This is a genomic window from Trueperella pyogenes (assembly GCF_001070855.1).
GTDB classification, from domain to species: domain Bacteria; phylum Actinomycetota; class Actinomycetes; order Actinomycetales; family Actinomycetaceae; genus Pauljensenia; species Pauljensenia pyogenes_A.
The window spans coordinates 92,953-109,818 of the sequence record NZ_JVLH01000003.1 but is presented as its reverse complement, the minus strand read 5'-3'; the positions used below and the strand labels follow the sequence as shown (position 1 = coordinate 109,818).

Sequence of the window (16,866 nt, the reverse complement as noted above, 5' to 3'; positions counted from 1 at the left end):
GCTATTCTTCCACAGCACCGATTTTTTCGGCGTATGGCAGGTTTCCAGAGCGGCCAAATGGATCTGACTGTAAATCAGACGCTTCGTGCTTCGGGGGTTCGAATCCCTCACCTGCCACAGTCTCGTAGAGACTCGTTGTGATGTCATTCTCACTGACAGGAATTGCTTCGCAGTTCGGTTATGAGTTAGGCTTCTCGGCGTTGCCCCGATAGCTCAGTCGGCAGAGCGTCTCCATGGTAAGGAGAAGGTCAAGGGTTCGATTCCCTTTCGGGGCTCAGGTCGCGGTTTCGACCGCAGCCGCTGCGGCGGGGTAGCTCAGCTGGTCAGAGCGCACGACTCATAATCGTGAGGTCGCGGGTTCGAGCCCCGCCCCCGCTACCAGACCAACAGAGTCGCACGCCGACATAAGCAACAGCAAAAGGGGAATCACCGTGGCAAGCAAGTCTCAGGACGTTCGCCCCAAGATCACTCTGGCATGCTCGGAGTGCAAGGAGCGCAACTACATCACCAAGAAGAACCGTCGTAACACGCCGGATCGTCTTGAACTGCAGAAGTACTGCCCGCGTTGCCGCAAGTCTACGCTTCACCGCGAGACCCGCTGACGGCGTCGCGCTAAACCCCGAGGAACGCAAGCTCCTCGGGGATTTTTGTTGTCTGTTTCCATTTTCCGCTAGTGTGGCCCCCATGAGTGCCCGCGTGGATTGTCGTCAGATTGTTGCCCCACTGGATAGGGGCGAGGCCCGCATTCCTGCCCTCGTGACGCTTCCCAGCGGACGCTTGCTTCTCTTTTATGACGAGCGGCCAGCCCCGGCCTCGGGAAAAGGATCGGACTTTAATGGGCTAACGATGGCCTCGGACCTTCCCAACCCGAATCGAATTCGTTGGGTGGAGCGCACGTTCCCAGCCGAAGGTGACAATGCGTCAAGGTGGAGTGCTCCGCGCGATCTTCCTCTTACCCTTCCTGCGATTACCTCTGACGCGTGTGTGGGGATCGATGGTGACGGTCTTCTTCACCTGGCTTGCGCCTCAACGCAGGGGCAAGTGGGGTATATGGATTCGCGTGCCGATGCTGAGCACCTTCAAGCGATCCTTGCGTGGGGGAGTGGTCCGGAGGATCTGCAGGTGCGTGATCTGGCGGACGAACTGTACTCTCGCACCGGCGCGGATGCACTCTTCGCAACCTCGGGCTCGACTGTGACGTGGCAGGGGGCGGTTCTTCTTCCCTACGTTGTGCGAGTGGGCAATCACACCCATGTGCAGGTGCTTGCCGTACGTGGCGGTGAGATTCAGTGGCTTTCTGATCCCCTGGTTGGTCCGAGGGGTGTTCTTCTTGATGAGACGACGCTGGCGCTTTGGGATGGACGGCTTGTTGCCAATTGTCGTTTGCAAGGATTTGAAGGCCGAGGCTCGGGATCTCGTTACCTTGCTTGGGGTGATGGGCGTACCTGGCAAGGTGGGCACTTGTGGAAGTGCGAGGACCCGGGATGTAACGCGAAACAGCTTGCCGACTTCTTTATTCACCCGCATTCACTCAGTTCGCGTAGCGCAGGCACCGTTGTGCGCTTGAGTCCTCCTTGGGAAGGAAACGTGCGCGCCGAGGCCGTCGTTTCCTTGGGTGGGGGAGAGTTTGGGTATAGCGACGTCTGCGTTCGCGGTGACGAGGTTGTTGTTGTTTTTGAGCGGGAACGTGGACTGTGGGACGTGGTGCTTTCTCTGACTGAGATCGTGTCTTAGAGTTTCTGTGCTCTGTGGGGCAGATCTCAAGGGGTGTATGAAATTGTTATCTGAATAGCTTGCGGGAATTTGTCAGACAACATATGCTTGCTTCAGCGGACGTGATAAACGGCCCGCACATCCCATTTCTCGAAGATGAGGAGCGAGAATATGCGTATGCGCAAGCACTTCGCAACCGGTGCTGCAATGGCAGCAGCGGCAACCATGGTCCTGACCGCATGCGGCGGCGGATCGTCCACTTCAACATCAACCAGCAGCAGCAGTAGTTCAGACTCAGGCGCACCCAAGGGCACCATCACCGTTGGTTCCGCCTACGAGACCACTGACTACGGCCCGATCACCACCTCGGCTCTGGGTATCGGTGCGGACTGGCAGGTCCTTGAAGGCCTGTACCGCTTCGATATGTCCGACTACTCAGTCACCCCCGCACTTGCTGCCGGAGATCCCGTCAAGGTTTCCGACACCAAGTACGAAGTCACCCTGCGTGACGGAGCAAAGTTCTCCGACGGCACGGATGTCAAGGCTGCAGACGTCGTGAGCTCCTACGCGCGCGCCACCGATGAAAAGTCGATCTACCGTCAGTTCTTCACCTTCGTCGATTCTGTCGAAGCGAAGGATGACAAGACCGTCACCATCAACCTGAAGCACCCCTTCGCTGCACTGAAGGAACGTTTCGTTAACGTTCGCGTGGTTCCTTCAAGCATGAGCGCAGACGAACTGAAGTCCAAGCCGATCGGCTCTGGTCCCTACAAGTTCGATAACATCTCGGCCACTGAGGTCACCGCTGTTCCCAACGAACACTACAACGGCAAGATCCCCGCAAAGGCAGCCACCCTCAAGTGGAGCGTCCTCAAGGACGATTCGGCACGCCTCGCAGCTGCGCTGGGCAACAGCATCGACATCATGGAAGCAGTTCCTGCAGATGCAGCGGATAAGCTCAAGGCTGCGAGCTGGAGCGTTGATTCCAAGCCCGGTTACGGCAACCCCTTCATGATGTTCAACACTCAGAAGGCTCCCTTCGATAAGCCCGAGGTGCGTCGCGCATTCCTCAAGGCCATCGATAAGCAGAAGCTCGTTTCTTCCGCTCTCCGTGGTCAGGCTGTGGAAGCCAAGTCCTTCCTGCCCGAAGCAAACCCGGCCTACAAGAAGCCTGCAACCGACCTGTCCTACGACAAGGATGCAGCAAAGAAGGCACTTGACGCAGCCGGAGTCTCCGGTAAGGAAATTAACCTGGTCACCACGGACCACCCGTGGGTCCTCTCCCTAGTTCCTCAGATCAAGTCTGATCTTGAAGCACTGGGCCTGAAGGTTAACCACCAGCAGATGGCTTCCTCGGCTCTGTACTCGACCGTCACCGATGTTGACAAGCCCGACTACGACATCGTCATCGCCCCCGGCGATCCCTCGGTCTTCGGTGTTGATCCCGGCATCATCATTTCTTGGTGGAACGGCGACAACGTCTGGACCAAGAAGCGTGACGGCTGGCAGGTCTCGGATCCCGAGTCCTTCAAGAAGCTGCAGACCATCATGGATGAGGCTGTTCAGCTTGAAGGTTCTGCGGCTAAGGAAAAGTGGGGAGAAGCTCAGGATCTGCTCGCCGAGCAGAGCGTGATCTACCCGCTTGCCTTCCGCAACATGATTACCGCATCTAACCCCAAGAAGGTCGATGGCTTCAAGCCAATTTCCGCCACCAGCGTGCAGCTGCTTGGAGTAAGCGCAAAGTAAGCCCTTCGAGGCTTCACAGAAAGGAGGGGTGGGATGCTCGCCCTGAGGCTCTAGCCACAGTGGGACCCCACCCCTCCCTTTCTTTGCCCAATTCCGCTTGACATGGAGGTCTAGCAGTGAATAACCTTCTGCGTCTTCTCGCGCGACGACTAGTGTGGTTGCCGATCATGGTGGTCGGCGTATCCTTCCTGGTCTTCTCAATTATGTGGCTGTCTCCCATTGATCCCGCCTACTCGGCGCTCGGTGAGACCGCAGCCCCTGAAGCTCTTGAGGAATACCGCATTCAGCACCACCTCAACGAGCCCTTCTTCGATCAATTCCGCCTCTATCTGTTGGGGATGCTCCACGGTGACCTTGGAACATTCGGTGTCGGTACCCACTATCGCGTCAGCGATGAGATTGCCAAGGCACTTCCTCTCACCTTGCAGCTGACATTCCTCGGTCTGATCATTGCCGTTCTCATTTCCTTCCCCCTCGGCGTCATCGCCGCGCTCTACCGTGATCGTTGGCCCGATCAGCTGATCCGCGTGATCTCGGTCGTCGCGATTGGCACCCCCTCCTTCTGGCTGGCAGCGTTGCTGGTCCTGCAATTCGTCGGTACTTCCATCCCCGTGTCGGGTGAAGTTCCTGCTTTCAGCGATGACCCATCGGGTTGGTTCCTCCGGATGATTCTTCCGGCTATCGCATTGGCGGTTCCCGTCATCGGTCAGATGACACGTGTCGTTCGTACCTCGATGGTTGAAGAATTGGACCGTGACTACGTCCGAACTGCAATCGGTGCGGGTATTCCAAAGACCGTTGTTGTCGCGCGTAACGTTCTGCGTAATGCGCTGATCACCCCCGTGACCGTCCTTGGTCTTCGCATTGGCTACCTCATGGGCGGTGCGGTCGTTATTGAAATCATCTTCGCCATTGATGGTATGGGCAAGATCGTGCTCCTGAAGGGCATCCAAGACAACTCTGTCACCCTGGTGCAGGGCGGCGCATTGGTTGTCGCAATCGCCTTCATCATCGTCAACATCCTTGTTGACATGCTCTACCTGCTCATCAATCCGCGTATCAGGTCGGTGTGAGTCATGAACCAGAAAGCAAAACTCGAAAAAGTTACCCGAAAGGGTGTGCGTTTTTCGCGTATCGGCGCGATGTCTTTGGGATCCAAGATCGCAATCGGTGTTTTGGCACTGATCGTTCTTGTATCAATCCTCGCGCCCTTCGTGGCACCCTATTCGCCCGAATTCATCGATACGGCGTCGCAGGGGCCGTCTTCGGCTCACCCCTTCGGTACTGACCACGCGGGTCGAGACATTCTTTCTCGCGTCCTCTTCGGTGGTCGCTACTCGCTGCTCATCGGCCTGTGCTCAACCGTGATCGCGCTCTTCTTCGGCGCAATCATCGGATCGATCGCAGCCGTGACGCGCAAGGCCATCTCCGAGACCATCATGCGCATCCTAGACATCATCATGGCTGTCCCCGGTATCGCAATGGCGGCTGTTACGGTTCTGGTCTTTGGTCGTACGCTTTCCCAATCGGGTAATAAGTTCGGGCTGGTGATGGTGATTGTCTTCTCGATCGCCTTCGTCTACATCCCGCAGCTGGCACGTATTGTTCGCGCAAACGTGATGGCCGCATACGGTGAAGACTACGTGCGTGCAGTGATCGTCTCCGGTGCCCGTGCACCGTGGATCCTGATCAAGCACGTCATGCGTAACACTGCTGCTCCGGTTTTGGTCTTCGCCACGGTCTTGGTCGCAGATGCGATCATCCTCGAGGCCTCGCTAACCTTCATCGGTTCAGGCCTTCCTCCAACCATGGTTCCCACTTGGGGCAATATCTTGTCCGAGGCTTCGACCAACCTCTCGATCCTGCTGGGCGACTGGTGGACCGCCTTCTTCCCCGGCCTGTTCATCATGATCACCGTCTTGTGCCTGAACATCCTCTCCGAAGGCATCACCGATGCTATGGTCGCGGCTCCCTCCACGGCAGCTGTTGCCCAGGTCGATAAGAACTCTGACCGCGAAGCCGACCGCATCCTTCTCGATCCTCGCCGCGCCTACGCCGAGCAGGCCGAGTCCTTGCAGCAACGCCTAGACGATCTGGAGGTTGTCGAAGGCAAGCGTCACGATCGTTTTGTCTCTACTTCGCACGAAGCACCTCTGCTCGAGGTCAAGGACCTGTGCATCAAGTTCGAGCGTCACGGCGATGTCAATGTCGTCGATCACGTGTCCTTCAAGGTGCGCCGCGGCGAGACCATGGGCCTCGTCGGTGAGTCCGGATGTGGTAAGTCCATTACGGCACTGACCATTATGGGCCTCATTGACCCGAAGGCAGAGATCACCGGTGAGATCCTCTACGAAGGTAAGAACTTGCTGGAGATGAAGCATGAAGAGCGTCGTGCGCTTCTGGGCCACGAGATGGCAATGATCTACCAGGATGCTCTCTCCTCGCTCAACCCCGCCATGCTCATCAAGGCACAGATGAAGCAGCTGACCAAGCGCGGCGGAACCCGCAGCGCAGAGGAACTCCTTGAGCTGGTGGGCTTGGATCCCAAGCGCACCCTCGAGTCCTACCCGCACGAGCTTTCCGGTGGCCAGCGTCAGCGAGTTCTGATCGCAATGGCACTGACTCGTGACCCGAAGCTCATCATTGCCGATGAACCGACCACCGCACTGGACGTCACCGTTCAGAAGCAGGTCATTTCCCTGCTCAACGAGCTGCGTGAGAAGCTGGGATTCGCAATGATCTTCGTCTCCCACGACCTGGCTCTTGTCGCAGAGGTTGCCCACAACATCACCGTCATGTACGCCGGTCAGGTCATCGAGCAAGCTCCCACTCAGGAACTGCTCACCCACCCGACCCACGAGTACACCCGCGGCTTGCTGGGCGCAGTCCTCTCCATCGAGTCCGGCTCGGGACGTCTGCACCAGGTCCCCGGGACCGTGCCTTCGCCTCGGGACTTCCCGATCGGCGACCGTTTCGCCCCGCGTTCCTCGCACCCCGACTACGGCCTCGACATCCGTCCGGTCCTCACCGAGGTGGGCCCCGAGCACGTGTATGCGGCGCTGCCGCCTCGCGAAGAGGTCCTTGTCGTAAGCGAATCCGTCGTCATTGAAGAAGGTCAGGAGGAAAACTGATGAGTACTGAAACTCCGATCATCGAGCTCAAAGACGTTGAGGTGACCTTCAACTCCCGTACAGGATCGCTGTTCCGCCCCCACAAGGTGCACGCGGTTCGAGGCGTTAACATGCGCATTGAGCGCGGACAGACGCTCGGTATCGTCGGCGAATCGGGCTGTGGCAAGTCCACGACCGCGAACGTCATGTGCGGCCTGCAGATGGCGACGAAGGGCAAGGTGTTCTTCAACGGTGAGGAAGTTACCAAGCGTGGCGCTGATGCGCGCAAGCGTATCGGACGTGTTGTTTCCGTGGTCTTCCAAGACCCCGCAACCGCTCTCAACCCGCGCATGCACGTTGCTGATCAGCTTGCTGATCCGCTGCGCGTACACGGTATTGGTGACGAGGCCTCGCGAGCCAAGCGCGTTCGCGAACTGATCTCCTTCGTGGGCTTGCCCTCGAGCGCCTTGGACGCGCTTCCGGGCCAGCTCTCCGGTGGTCAGCGTCAACGTGTGGCAATCGCCCGAGCCCTGTCCATCGGCCCCGATGCGATCATCGCTGACGAACCGACCAGTGCTCTGGACGTCTCGGTTCGCGCACAGATCCTCAACCTGCTCACGGACCTCAAGAGTGAACTGGGCTTGGCGATGGTCTTTATCTCACACGATATTCAAACTGTTCGCTACGTTTCTGACCGGATCGCTGTGATGAATGGCGGAAAGGTCGTTGAAGAGGGACCGGCAGCTGAATTGCTGGCATCCCCGAAGGATCCCTACACCCGCAAGCTCCTGGGGGCTGCACCCTCGCTGCTGCATCCAACACTCGGAGGAGAGAACTAATGAGTTCACAGATTCGCGGCGTTGTCCCGCCGTTGGCTATCCCGCTGAAGAACGGCGAGCTGGACGTTGCCTCGCTGGAGCGCCACATCAACCGCATGATCGGTGCGGGGCTGAACGGCCTCTTCGTCTCCGGCTCGACCGGTGAGGTTGCATTCTCGACCTCCGAGCGTCGTCAGCAGATCCAGCGCGAGGTTGTTCGCATTGTCGACGGTCGCGTTCCGCTGCTGGTCGGTGTGATCGATACCGAAACTGAGCGTGTCATTGAGAACATCAAGGCAGTTGAAGAAATCGGTGGAGCTCTGGGCGTCGTTGCAACCGCTCCCTTCTATGCACTGGGCGGCCAGGCAGAGATCGAGAAGCACTTCCGCATCCTCAAGGAGAACACCAATCTTGAGCTGTGGGCCTACGACATTCCCGTCTGCGTCCACACGAAGCTTCAGAACGATCTTGTTCTTCGCTTGGGTAAGGAAGGCGTTCTTGACGGCGTTAAGGATTCCTCCGGTGACGATGTGGGCTTCCGCTGGCTGTCCCGTGCGAACGAGGCCGCTGGCCACCCGCTTCAGCTGCTGACCGGCCACGAAGTGGTTGTCGATGGTGCCTACATGTCGGGCGCAGACGGCTCGGTCCCCGGCCTGGCCAATGTTGACCCCGATGGCTATGTCCGTCAGTGGCAGGCTTTCGAGCGCGGTGACTGGGAAGCTGTGCGCGCCGAGCAGGACCGCCTTGCGGACCTCATGCGCATCGTTCTGGTGAAGGGCGTTCAGGGCTTCGGCGGTGGCGTTGGTGCCTTCAAGACCGCACTGCAGCTACTGGGTGTCTTTGATTCCAACGAGATGCCGCGTCCTGTTGCTGCCCTCGAAGGTGACAACGTCGAGCACGTTGCTTCCGTCCTGCGCGAAGCTGGCTTGCTCTCCTGATCATCAGCGAGGCCGAGGTGGTCCTCCTCTCGCGTACGCGCGAGCGTGCGCCCGCCTTGGCCTCGCTGATTAGCATTTTCATCCCTTTTTTAGTGGAGAACTTTCATGACTACGCTCCTCGCCCTTGATATCGGTGGAACCAAAGTCGGTTGGGGCATTGTCGAAGTTGGACAAAACTATACGGTTGTTGAGCGCGGCTCAATTCCTACTGAGGCTTCCCGTGGGGGTGCCGACGTCGCAGAGCGAATCTGCTCGCTGGCCTCGTCTCTCAAAGAGGCTCACCCCGAAGCCTCGGGTGTCGCAATTGCTTCTGCTGGGGTCGTCGATCCCGCTGAAGGAAAGATTGTGTCGGCAACCGACATCATGCCCGGGTGGGGAGGAACCCCTCTGGGGAAGCTTGTTGAGGAAAGCACGGGACTTCCTGTGCACGTCCTTAACGATGTCCACGCACACGGTCTGGGCGAGGCAACCTTGGGAGCCGGACGCCCCTATTCTTCAGTCCTCTCGATCGCAGTAGGTACGGGAATCGGTGGTGCTCTGGTCGAAGACGGTCATGTCACTTTTGGCTCTCGAGGGATCGCTGGGCACGTCGGTCACATCCATCACCATTTCGCCCCCGATATGGTGTGCTCCTGCGGTCGGCTTGGTCATATCGAGGCATTCTGCTCCGGATCAGGAATTACGGCTTGGTACAACTCGCTGCGTCCTCAAGATGCTCCCGAAGTCGATGGCGGTCGTGCACTGCAAGAACTTGCAGATGCGGGTGACCCGCTGGCTAGTGCCTGCTTCTCGCGCTCTGCGTACGCACTGGGCGAGGCCACGGCCTCGCTGGTCAACTGCGTGGACCCCGCAGCGGTTATCATTTCTGGCTCGATGACTCGTTCCGGAGATATCTGGTGGGATGGTCTGTGTGAAGGTTTTGCAGCCAGCGCGATGACTCCCGTTGCTGATACACCGATCCTCATTGGTTCCCTGGGCGGCGACGCGCCGCTGCTCGGAGCCGTTTCATTCTTCCTCAACGCATAGGAGAAACCATGCATCCGCTTATTGCTGGCCTGAAGGGGAAACTCATTGTTTCCGTTCAGGCTTACCCGGGAGAGCCCATGCGGCACCCCGAAACCATGGCGCAGATCGCGCGCGCTGCCGAAATCGGTGGAGCCGCGGCAATTCGCTGCCAAGGTCTGTCTGATATTTCCGCAATCAAGGGGCGCGTGGATGTACCCGTCATTGGTTTGTGGAAGGAAGGCCACGAAGGTGTCTACATCACTCCTTCGCTTCGACACGCTCGCGCATGCGTGATGGCTGGGGCCGATATTGTCGCTCTGGATGCGACTGGTCGCCCGCGTCTTGATGGTCGTAGTTTTGCCGAAACCGTTGCAGCTCTTCGCGAAGAAGAGACTCTGGTTATGGCCGACTGCGGATCTTTTGAAGATGCACAGCGCGCCGTTGATGCCGGTGTCGATATTGTTTCAACGACTCTTGCTGGCTACACCGGAGATCGCCCGAAGACCGATGGTCCTGACTTAGAGCTTCTCGAGCAGACGGTTCAGGCATTCCCGAATGTTCCCGTAATCTGTGAAGGGCGTATTCACACTCCGGAGCATGCCGCAGCTGCCATGAAGCTCGGCGCGTTCGCAGTGATCGTGGGTACCGCAATTACTCACCCGACGTCGGTAACTGGTTGGTTTAAGGCCGCCGTCGAAAACTGACTTTTCTTCCGAATATCAATCGGTGTCCGTGTGGAGCTATTTCACACGGACACCTCTTTTTGCGGCCTTTAACCACGGGTCTATCGGCGAGTAAAATTTCGAATCATGTCTATTCCCTCATCGCGTGCTCACAGTGCTCTTCGTGCGACCTTTGTGGTCTATGCAGGCCTTGGTTTCGCAACCTCAGCGTGGCTCTCACGTCTGCCAGATGTACGCGATCATCTGGGATTGACCCCGGGCACAATCGGTATGATGCTCTTGATTGCCTCGCTTGGTTCTTTGCTGACCTTGCCTACCTCCGGCCCAATCGTCATGAAGATCGGTGCACGCTGGGCTGGGCGAATCGGCGTATTCATTTGGGCATTGGGCATTGCCGGTGCAGCGACAGGAACGCTTGCGAATTCTCTCGTGCTTTTCACCGGTTCCCTCGTTTTCATGTCCGCTGGGACGGGCCTGTGGGGATCAAGCATGAACATCGAGGCTGGCCTCGTGCAGGCTGCTGTGCGGCGCCTCGTTGTTCCGGTGATTCAAGCGATGTACGCCGTCGGCATGCTCGGTGGCGCATTACTTGGAGCACTTGCCTCGCGGGTCGGGATTCCGGTCGGAGCGCACCTTTATGGTCTTGCTGTTCTTGAGCTTATTGTCTGCGGTGTTTCCGTTGGCTTCTACCTCAGCCAAGACGAGGTTGCCACTCTTGAACCCGCTAAGGAAAGCCCTGCGGGCGAAGGGGACGAGGCCTCGGGAACTAATGCGAAGAAGGGATTGACCCGCTTGGCGTGGCGCGAGCGTCGCACGGTTCTGATTGCCCTCATGGTGATGAGTGGCGGCCTGATGGAAGGTGCCTCTAACGACTGGTTGAACCTGTCGATGGTCGATGGCTATGGTTTTGCGACTTCTTCCGCGTCGGCGATCTTCGCTTTCTTCTTGCTGATGATGACGATCATGCGTTTCGGATCCCCGCGTTTGGAGAGGCGTTTCGGAGCGCCGCATCTGCTCCGATTTACCATGGGCTGCGCGGTTGTCGGTCTGCTGCTTGTTGCTTTTGCTCCGCATCATATTTTGGCAATCATTGGCGTCGCCCTGTGGGGTATTGGGGCTTCTTTGGTCTTCCCGCTGGGTATTTCCGCCCTGAGCGTTGATCCCGTGATGACCCCGGCTCGCGTCTCGGTGCTCTCGACGGTGAATTACGGTTCGGCCCTCATTGGACCTCCGGTTTTGGGCTTGATCGCAGATCATGTCGGCTACCACCGCGCGCTTGCCTTCGTTATCCTTCCGGTGCTTCTGGCAATCGTCTTAGCCGGTCAGGTTCCGGACCAGCGGGGGCGCGTGCGAGCCGTCGCACCTCTTGACGATTAATCTTGAGTCATGACGACTCTTGCTGAATTGACGACCTTTCGCGTGGGCGGAGAGGTTTCTCGCCTTGTACGCGCGACTTCCAGTGAGGAATTGGTTGCTGCCGTTCGCGCGGCCGATGAGGAACAGCGCCAGCTTCTAGTCCTAGGCGGCGGATCAAACTTGCTTGCCTCGGATGATCCTTTTGATGGAACTGTCGTCGCTGTGCGCCCGGGCGCAGAGATTGCACGGATCGTTGAAGAGGATGCGGATGGCTCGGTGATCGTCCGCGTGTGGGCCGGCACGGTCTGGGATGACTTTGTTGCGTGGAGCGTCGACGAACACCTCTCCGGTATCGAGGCCTTGTCGGGGATCCCCGGAAGCGCGGGGGCATCCCCGGTACAGAACGTGGGCGCCTACGGACACGAGGTTGCTGAAACAATTCACAGCGTCGAGGCCTACGACCGCCTCGAGCAGCGCATCGTCCGGTTCCTTCCCTCTGAGCTAGGTTTTGCCTACCGTTCCTCCGCGATCAAGCACAGCATTGGCCAGCCCGGTCTTCCCGGTCGCGTGTGGGGGCCGACGGGGCGTTGGGTCGTGTTGAGCGTTGACTTCCGCCTCGAGCGCTCATCCCTGAGTGCGCCCGTCATGTACTCCGAACTCGCGCGGCGCCTCGGAGTGGAAGTAGGGGAGCGTGCCGAGGCTTCCCTGGTCCGTTCGACCGTGCTTGAGCTGCGCGCGGGGAAGGGCATGGTTCTAAACCCGGAGGACCACGATACGTGGAGCGCCGGATCTTTCTTTACCAACCCCATCCTCCCCGAGGCCGTGGCTGCCGTGCTCCCAGAAGAGGCGCCTCGTTTCCCGGCGGGGGAGGGGCTCGTGAAAACCAGCGCCGCTTGGCTCATCGACCACGCGGGCTGCTCCAAGGGTTTCCATCTTCCCGAGGCCGGCGACCCGCCTCGCGCATCCTTGTCGACCAAGCACGTGCTGGCGCTGACAAACCGCGGGGGTGCAAGTGGTGCAGACATCGAGGCCTTGGCGCGCACTGTGCGCGGGCGTGTCTTTGATGCCTATGGCGTAACTCTTGTTCCTGAGCCTGTTGCCATCGGCATTGAGTGGGAGTAGTGCTTGGTAATGTTCGTCGCCTTGCCTTCTATTATCGGCTTTGTTATTGCAGTGGCCGTTGGCATTACTTACTGGAAATTATCGAAATCCCCCCGAAAGTATGGGGGATTAGCAATCGTTGTTTCATGGTCAGCTTTAATCTCGATCTTTATCGGGGGTGCTCTGCTGAAACAGGCTAACCCATATTGGCAACGGTATCTTTTTTGGGGTGTGTTCCTGCTTTCCTTCTGTGTAGCATTTGGTCGGAATTGGATTGATATTAGTGTCCGGAGAGCAATATATTCGCTATCTTATGGTCGAGCGGACCTAGTTCAAAGGACAAGAATTAAAGTCAAAAGTGGAATCTCGGTATTTTTCCCTCCTGGCTCTTTGAACGACATGATAATCACTTCCAAATTTAAAATCTCTCGGGTGCTGTTTTTCGTCGTTGCATTCGGCTTAATTGTCGCTTTTAAACAATTCCTATTATTTCTTTTTTTGAACCAAAATAAAAACCTTAACCTTTGGGTTTGGATCCTGCGGAATTTCTTTCTGTTTTCTTCTGCGCTAGTTGCTTTTGCTTATTTAATTACAGCTGCAGCGTTCGCCGCGCTAAAATTTTTTGGTATTATTAGCGTTTCACTTAACTTATTTGGCTCGTTTCGCTGTCTAGTGGATTGTTCGGGTTATAGTGCCGCTATTGCAACACTTTATATTCTGATCTCACCGGTATGGACGCTTATTTTCGGAGGTGGGGGAGGGGGGGATTCTACAATCCCATTTTCGAATAGCCTCTTACTGAATGCCGCCGGTATTGGAGCCTTTGTTGGGTTAGTCCTGGGGTGTGTGGGGGGAATATTACGCATTGTAAATTCGAAGAACTACCTGTTTGCAGTTATGATCCCAACATTTTTCTTTAGTGTGTCTATTCGGGTGATTCTTGACATCGCGAAGGTTACCCCCCAACGTCTACTTGACTGGTATCTTGCTTTGTACTCAGTTGCAGGCGTAGATAGCTGCGAAGATCATGAGACCGCAAAGCTCCTTGTGGATGAATGCCTTGATGGAGGTTGTGAGCGTTACGTTATCGCTGTGCGTAATTGTGAGAGTTTGATACCTGCGAATCAACGTGTGCTTAGTGGCGTGCTAGAACACTGGGATGTTTGGTTCGATACTCTGCTGTGCGTAATTGTGCTGTTAATGTTTTTAGTGCCTCTTGGATATCGTTTGTATGTGTTGCGAAAACAATAGTCACCCTAAAAACAAGTTTTGCTAAGAGTTAGGTGGTTGCGTTTTTGATGGATCGCGTGGAGTGCTGTTTTAGGATGGATAATTTCCAGCTGAAGTACAGACCTTTATGATCAAGGAGATTCGTGCGCTAACAAACCGCGGTGGTGCAAGCGGTGCAGACATCGAGGCCTTGGCGCGCGCAGTGCGCGGGCGTGTCTTTGATACCTATGGCGTGACTCTTGTTCCTGAGCCTGTTGCCATCGGCATTGAGTGGTAACGCGGATCTTCGTCAACCTTGTGAACCGGCTATTAATTTGCCTGCGAGGCTGTTATCTATCTGCCTGAACCGCGGTGCGCAGGCGTTCGATCATATCGGGAACATTGCGGGTAACGGCCGTCCACAGAAGTTTGTCATCCATGCTTTGGTACCCCGAACGCGCCGCGATGTTCCGAGTCGTCCGCAGCGCGCGCTTCTCGACCAAGGTGAGGGTCTTCATGTATGGCGCGTATTCCTCACGCTCCAGGAAACCGGCCAGTCGGATGATCACCATGCACGCCGAGTCGTATTCAGGGCAATCGGCGTTGAAGGCCTCGGCAGAGACAGCAGCAACCCGTTCGACGCGTCGGGTGATGACATCAAGTTCGTGTAAGAAGTTATCGACGTCGAAGCTGGGTGTATGCCTTTTCGACGCGCGTGGCCGAGGCGTGAAAGACGCAGGGGCGCTCAGTGGTACCGCTTCGTCAATGATGTTCCGCAGGGCCTCGGGTACTTGTGTATCCGCGTGAACTTCGGTAGGAAATCCCGTGAGTTCGCTTGTAAACGAGGCGATATCTGCCAGCTCAAACAGTGACAGCTCGCGGGTGGGAGTACCGATCAGATCAATATCTGATTCAAAGCCGTCCGTTCCCTGAGCGATGGAACCAAAGACGCGGAGGGAGTCTAGCCCCTGTTCCATGGCGTAGCGGCTGATGGAGGGTGCGTAGCGGGCTAGTGGCAGGGAAGGACGATAGTCGGCAGCGCGAAGAATTTTCTCTAGAAGCTCGGCGGATACAGCACGTTTCCCAGCCTCGATTTGTGCGAGGGTCGACTGGCTCATTCCGGTCATCCCCGCTAGTTCAGCCTGTGTAAGCGAAGCATCAGTGCGTGCTTCGCGCACAAGCGATGGTGCGTCCTCCCGATTAAAACGCGTCATAAGTGCATGATAGTGCACGCGTGCACTATTGGTGAAGAGAGATGCTTAGACCGCGGGTGGGGCTGCAAGCCACTGATCGATTTCCGCTTTCCACACGCGTTTCGAGGCCTCACTAGCCAAAGAAGCATCGATGGACTGACGGGCCAAATCTGCCAGCTGTGCGTCAGAGAGCCCGAAAACATCGCGCGCGGCCTCGTACTGGGCAACCACGCGCGAATGGAATAGCAAGGGGTCGTCAGCCGAAAGAGCAACGCGCGCGCCGGCCTCGATAAAGCGCATGAGCGGAACCGACGCAAAATCTGGGAAGACCCCCAAGTGAATATTCGAGGTCGGACACACCTCGAAAGAAATATCCGCGTCAATCAAACGCTGCAGCAAATCGGGATCTTCACTGGTGCGCACGCCGTGACCCAAACGCGTCGGGTGCAGGGCTGAAACAACATTCATCACAGACTCCGGGCCCAAAAGCTCACCGCCGTGAGGAACCGAGGCCAAACCGCCCTCGCGGGCAATACGGAAGGCGGGCGCAAAAGCCGAGGTATCTCCAACGCGCTCATCATTGGACAGACCAAAGCCCACAACCTGTCCGGGCCCATCACCGGCATACTGAACTGCCAGACGAGCAAGCGTGCGCGCATCAAGGGGATGGCGAATTCGCGAGGCCGCAACGATCAATGCAACTTCGACGCCCGTGCGCTTCCCCGCAGCGATCGCCTCGTCAATGATGATCTCCAAAGCGGGAGTAATCCCGCCAACCCAAGGCGCATAAGACGTGGGGTCGACCTGCATTTCGAGGCGACGCGAGCCCTCGGCCGCATCATCTTCCGCGGCCTCGGCAACGATCCGCCGCATCGCAGCCTCGGTGCGTACCAAAGCTCGCGCGGCATCGTAGGAGCGCTGGAAACGGAACCAGCCACGGGCGTCCGCGGGCACGGTTAAGGGGTCCAAGTCCAATAGGTGCGGAGGAAGGCGAGTACCTTTTTCCTGCGCCATATCCACCAGCGTTTGTGGACGCATCGCGCCTGTGAAGTGCAGGTGAAGATGCGCTTTGGGGAGCGTGGACAGCGGTCGTCGCCCAGGGGGAGTCGGCGCTGGAACGGTAAGAGAAGGCTGACGGGGAATAGACGTCGACGCCATCAGTGCCTCTCGAGCCACAGGATCAGATCGCGAAGGACCATATCCTTCTCAGGCTCATTCAAGACTTCGTGGCAAGCCCCATCGATGACGCGCAGGTGGATATCTGCGTCGGGATGCGAATCACGTACACGCTCAACAAACTCTGCAGAGCCCTCCGGCGAAGTGAGCTCATCAGCGCTGCCGTGGAAAATCAGCGTGGGGCAGGTCAGGCGATCCGCATGATCAAGCGCCTTCTTGCCATGAATCACCATGGTCGAGGCCGTCAGAAGCGGGGGAGCGCCGTGGTAGTTGAGAGGATCGGCATCGAAAGCTTCTTGGACGCTGGGATCGCGCGAAAGCAAGGAATGCTCGGGCGTGGACTGTGCTGCCGGAACCTGTACTCCCGGCAAATAGCGAGCCAGTTTCCCAAGTCCGCCAACCACGGGCATAGGAAGCTGGGGGAGTGGAATGAAAGCGGGTCCGGTGAGGACCATGCAGCGCAGATCCTTGCGGTAGATCAGCGCAGAAGCAGCGCTAATCAAACCACCCATTGAATGCCCAAAGAGGATCAATTCATCGCAGCGTGAATTGTGAAGAGCCTCTTGGCGAGCAGCGATGTGGTCCTTGATCAGTAGACCGACGTCGACCTGGGCGCGCGGACCTGGAGAAGTGCCATGACCGTAGTGGTCGTAGGTTGACACATCGTAGCCAGCCTGGAGAAGCGCATTGACCAGCCCTTCAAAACGTCCCGAATGCTCGCCATAACCGTGGGCGACAAGGACGTGTCCATTGGGTTGGTCGAGGTGTGTTCGCCGCGTCGAAAGGTCCATATGTCAATTGTGACAGCTCAAGCTCCA

Annotated in this window: 14 protein-coding genes, 3 tRNA genes and 2 pseudogenes; 16 read left to right on the top strand and 3 right to left on the bottom strand. The window is 57.5% G+C overall.

Going from position 1 to position 16,866, the window contains the following annotated elements:
- The first annotated feature begins 35 nt into the window (after positions 1–35).
- From ADG72_RS00590 to ADG72_RS08475, 16 genes and pseudogenes are all read left to right on the top strand, one after another.
- Positions 36–117 (top strand) — tRNA-Tyr (locus ADG72_RS00590).
- An 85-nt stretch (positions 118–202) separates the two neighbouring features.
- Positions 203–275 (top strand) — tRNA-Thr (locus ADG72_RS00585).
- Positions 276–304: 29 nt separating this feature from the next.
- Positions 305–381: transfer RNA gene (locus ADG72_RS00580), tRNA-Met, on the top strand.
- A 50-nt stretch (positions 382–431) separates the two neighbouring features.
- Positions 432–602: a 50S ribosomal protein L33 gene (gene rpmG, locus ADG72_RS00575; RefSeq protein ID WP_019126956.1), complete on the top strand. Its 171-nt coding sequence runs from the start codon at positions 432–434 to the stop codon at positions 600–602.
- Between the two features lie 82 nt (positions 603–684).
- A complete protein-coding gene (locus tag ADG72_RS00570) occupies positions 685–1,734 on the top strand; it encodes a sialidase family protein (RefSeq protein WP_048711389.1) in 1,050 nt (349 codons plus the stop codon).
- 150 nt (positions 1,735–1,884) lie between these two features.
- A complete protein-coding gene (locus ADG72_RS00565) occupies positions 1,885–3,459 on the top strand; it encodes an ABC transporter substrate-binding protein (protein ID WP_048711387.1) in 1,575 nt (524 codons plus the stop codon).
- Positions 3,460–3,575: 116 nt separating this feature from the next.
- Complete coding sequence (locus ADG72_RS00560; RefSeq protein WP_048711386.1) at positions 3,576–4,532, top strand: ABC transporter permease; 957 nt, start codon at positions 3,576–3,578, stop codon at positions 4,530–4,532.
- A 3-nt stretch (positions 4,533–4,535) separates the two neighbouring features.
- Positions 4,536–6,590 (top strand): dipeptide/oligopeptide/nickel ABC transporter permease/ATP-binding protein, encoded by a 2,055-nt coding sequence (locus ADG72_RS00555; RefSeq protein WP_048711384.1) that lies wholly within the window; start codon positions 4,536–4,538, stop codon positions 6,588–6,590.
- Complete coding sequence (locus ADG72_RS00550; protein WP_048711383.1) at positions 6,590–7,408, top strand: ABC transporter ATP-binding protein; 819 nt, start codon at positions 6,590–6,592, stop codon at positions 7,406–7,408. Before ADG72_RS00555 ends, ADG72_RS00550 begins: the two co-directional genes overlap by 1 nt.
- The gene (locus ADG72_RS00545; protein WP_048711381.1) at positions 7,408–8,325 is read left to right on the top strand and encodes a dihydrodipicolinate synthase family protein; all 918 of its coding nucleotides are present in this window, start codon (positions 7,408–7,410) and stop codon (positions 8,323–8,325) included. Before ADG72_RS00550 ends, ADG72_RS00545 begins: the two co-directional genes overlap by 1 nt.
- 105 nt (positions 8,326–8,430) lie before the next feature.
- The gene (locus ADG72_RS00540) at positions 8,431–9,351 is read left to right on the top strand and encodes an ROK family protein (protein WP_048711379.1); all 921 of its coding nucleotides are present in this window, start codon (positions 8,431–8,433) and stop codon (positions 9,349–9,351) included.
- A gap of 8 nt (positions 9,352–9,359) precedes the next feature.
- Positions 9,360–10,034 carry an N-acetylmannosamine-6-phosphate 2-epimerase gene (locus ADG72_RS00535; protein WP_019126964.1) on the top strand — a complete coding sequence of 225 codons (675 nt, stop codon included), beginning with the start codon at positions 9,360–9,362 and terminating at the stop codon, positions 10,032–10,034.
- A 105-nt stretch (positions 10,035–10,139) separates the two neighbouring features.
- Positions 10,140–11,390: an MFS transporter gene (locus ADG72_RS00530; protein WP_048711376.1), complete on the top strand. Its 1,251-nt coding sequence runs from the start codon at positions 10,140–10,142 to the stop codon at positions 11,388–11,390.
- A 9-nt stretch (positions 11,391–11,399) separates the two neighbouring features.
- Positions 11,400–12,491, top strand: a complete 1,092-nt coding sequence (locus ADG72_RS00525) for a UDP-N-acetylmuramate dehydrogenase (protein ID WP_048711375.1) — start codon at positions 11,400–11,402, stop codon at positions 12,489–12,491.
- A gap of 3 nt (positions 12,492–12,494) precedes the next feature.
- Positions 12,495–13,721: a hypothetical protein gene (locus tag ADG72_RS00520; protein WP_157857674.1), complete on the top strand. Its 1,227-nt coding sequence runs from the start codon at positions 12,495–12,497 to the stop codon at positions 13,719–13,721.
- A gap of 112 nt (positions 13,722–13,833) precedes the next feature.
- Positions 13,834–13,977 (top strand): annotated as a pseudogene (locus ADG72_RS08475) (UDP-N-acetylenolpyruvoylglucosamine reductase); the annotation flags it as partial.
- Between the two features lie 448 nt (positions 13,978–14,425).
- Here the strand turns inward: ADG72_RS08475 and ADG72_RS08885 are convergent.
- The 3 genes and pseudogenes from ADG72_RS08885 to ADG72_RS00495 form a co-directional block, all read right to left on the bottom strand.
- Positions 14,426–14,893, bottom strand: a pseudogene (locus ADG72_RS08885) (helix-turn-helix domain-containing protein); the annotation flags it as partial.
- Positions 14,894–14,938: 45 nt separating this feature from the next.
- The gene (locus ADG72_RS00500; protein ID WP_048711505.1) at positions 14,939–16,030 is read right to left on the bottom strand and encodes an adenosine deaminase; all 1,092 of its coding nucleotides are present in this window, start codon (positions 16,028–16,030) and stop codon (positions 14,939–14,941) included.
- Positions 16,030–16,839: an alpha/beta hydrolase gene (locus tag ADG72_RS00495; RefSeq protein ID WP_048711371.1), complete on the bottom strand. Its 810-nt coding sequence runs from the start codon at positions 16,837–16,839 to the stop codon at positions 16,030–16,032. Before ADG72_RS00495 ends, ADG72_RS00500 begins: the two co-directional genes overlap by 1 nt.
- Between the last annotated feature and the right edge of the window lie 27 nt (positions 16,840–16,866).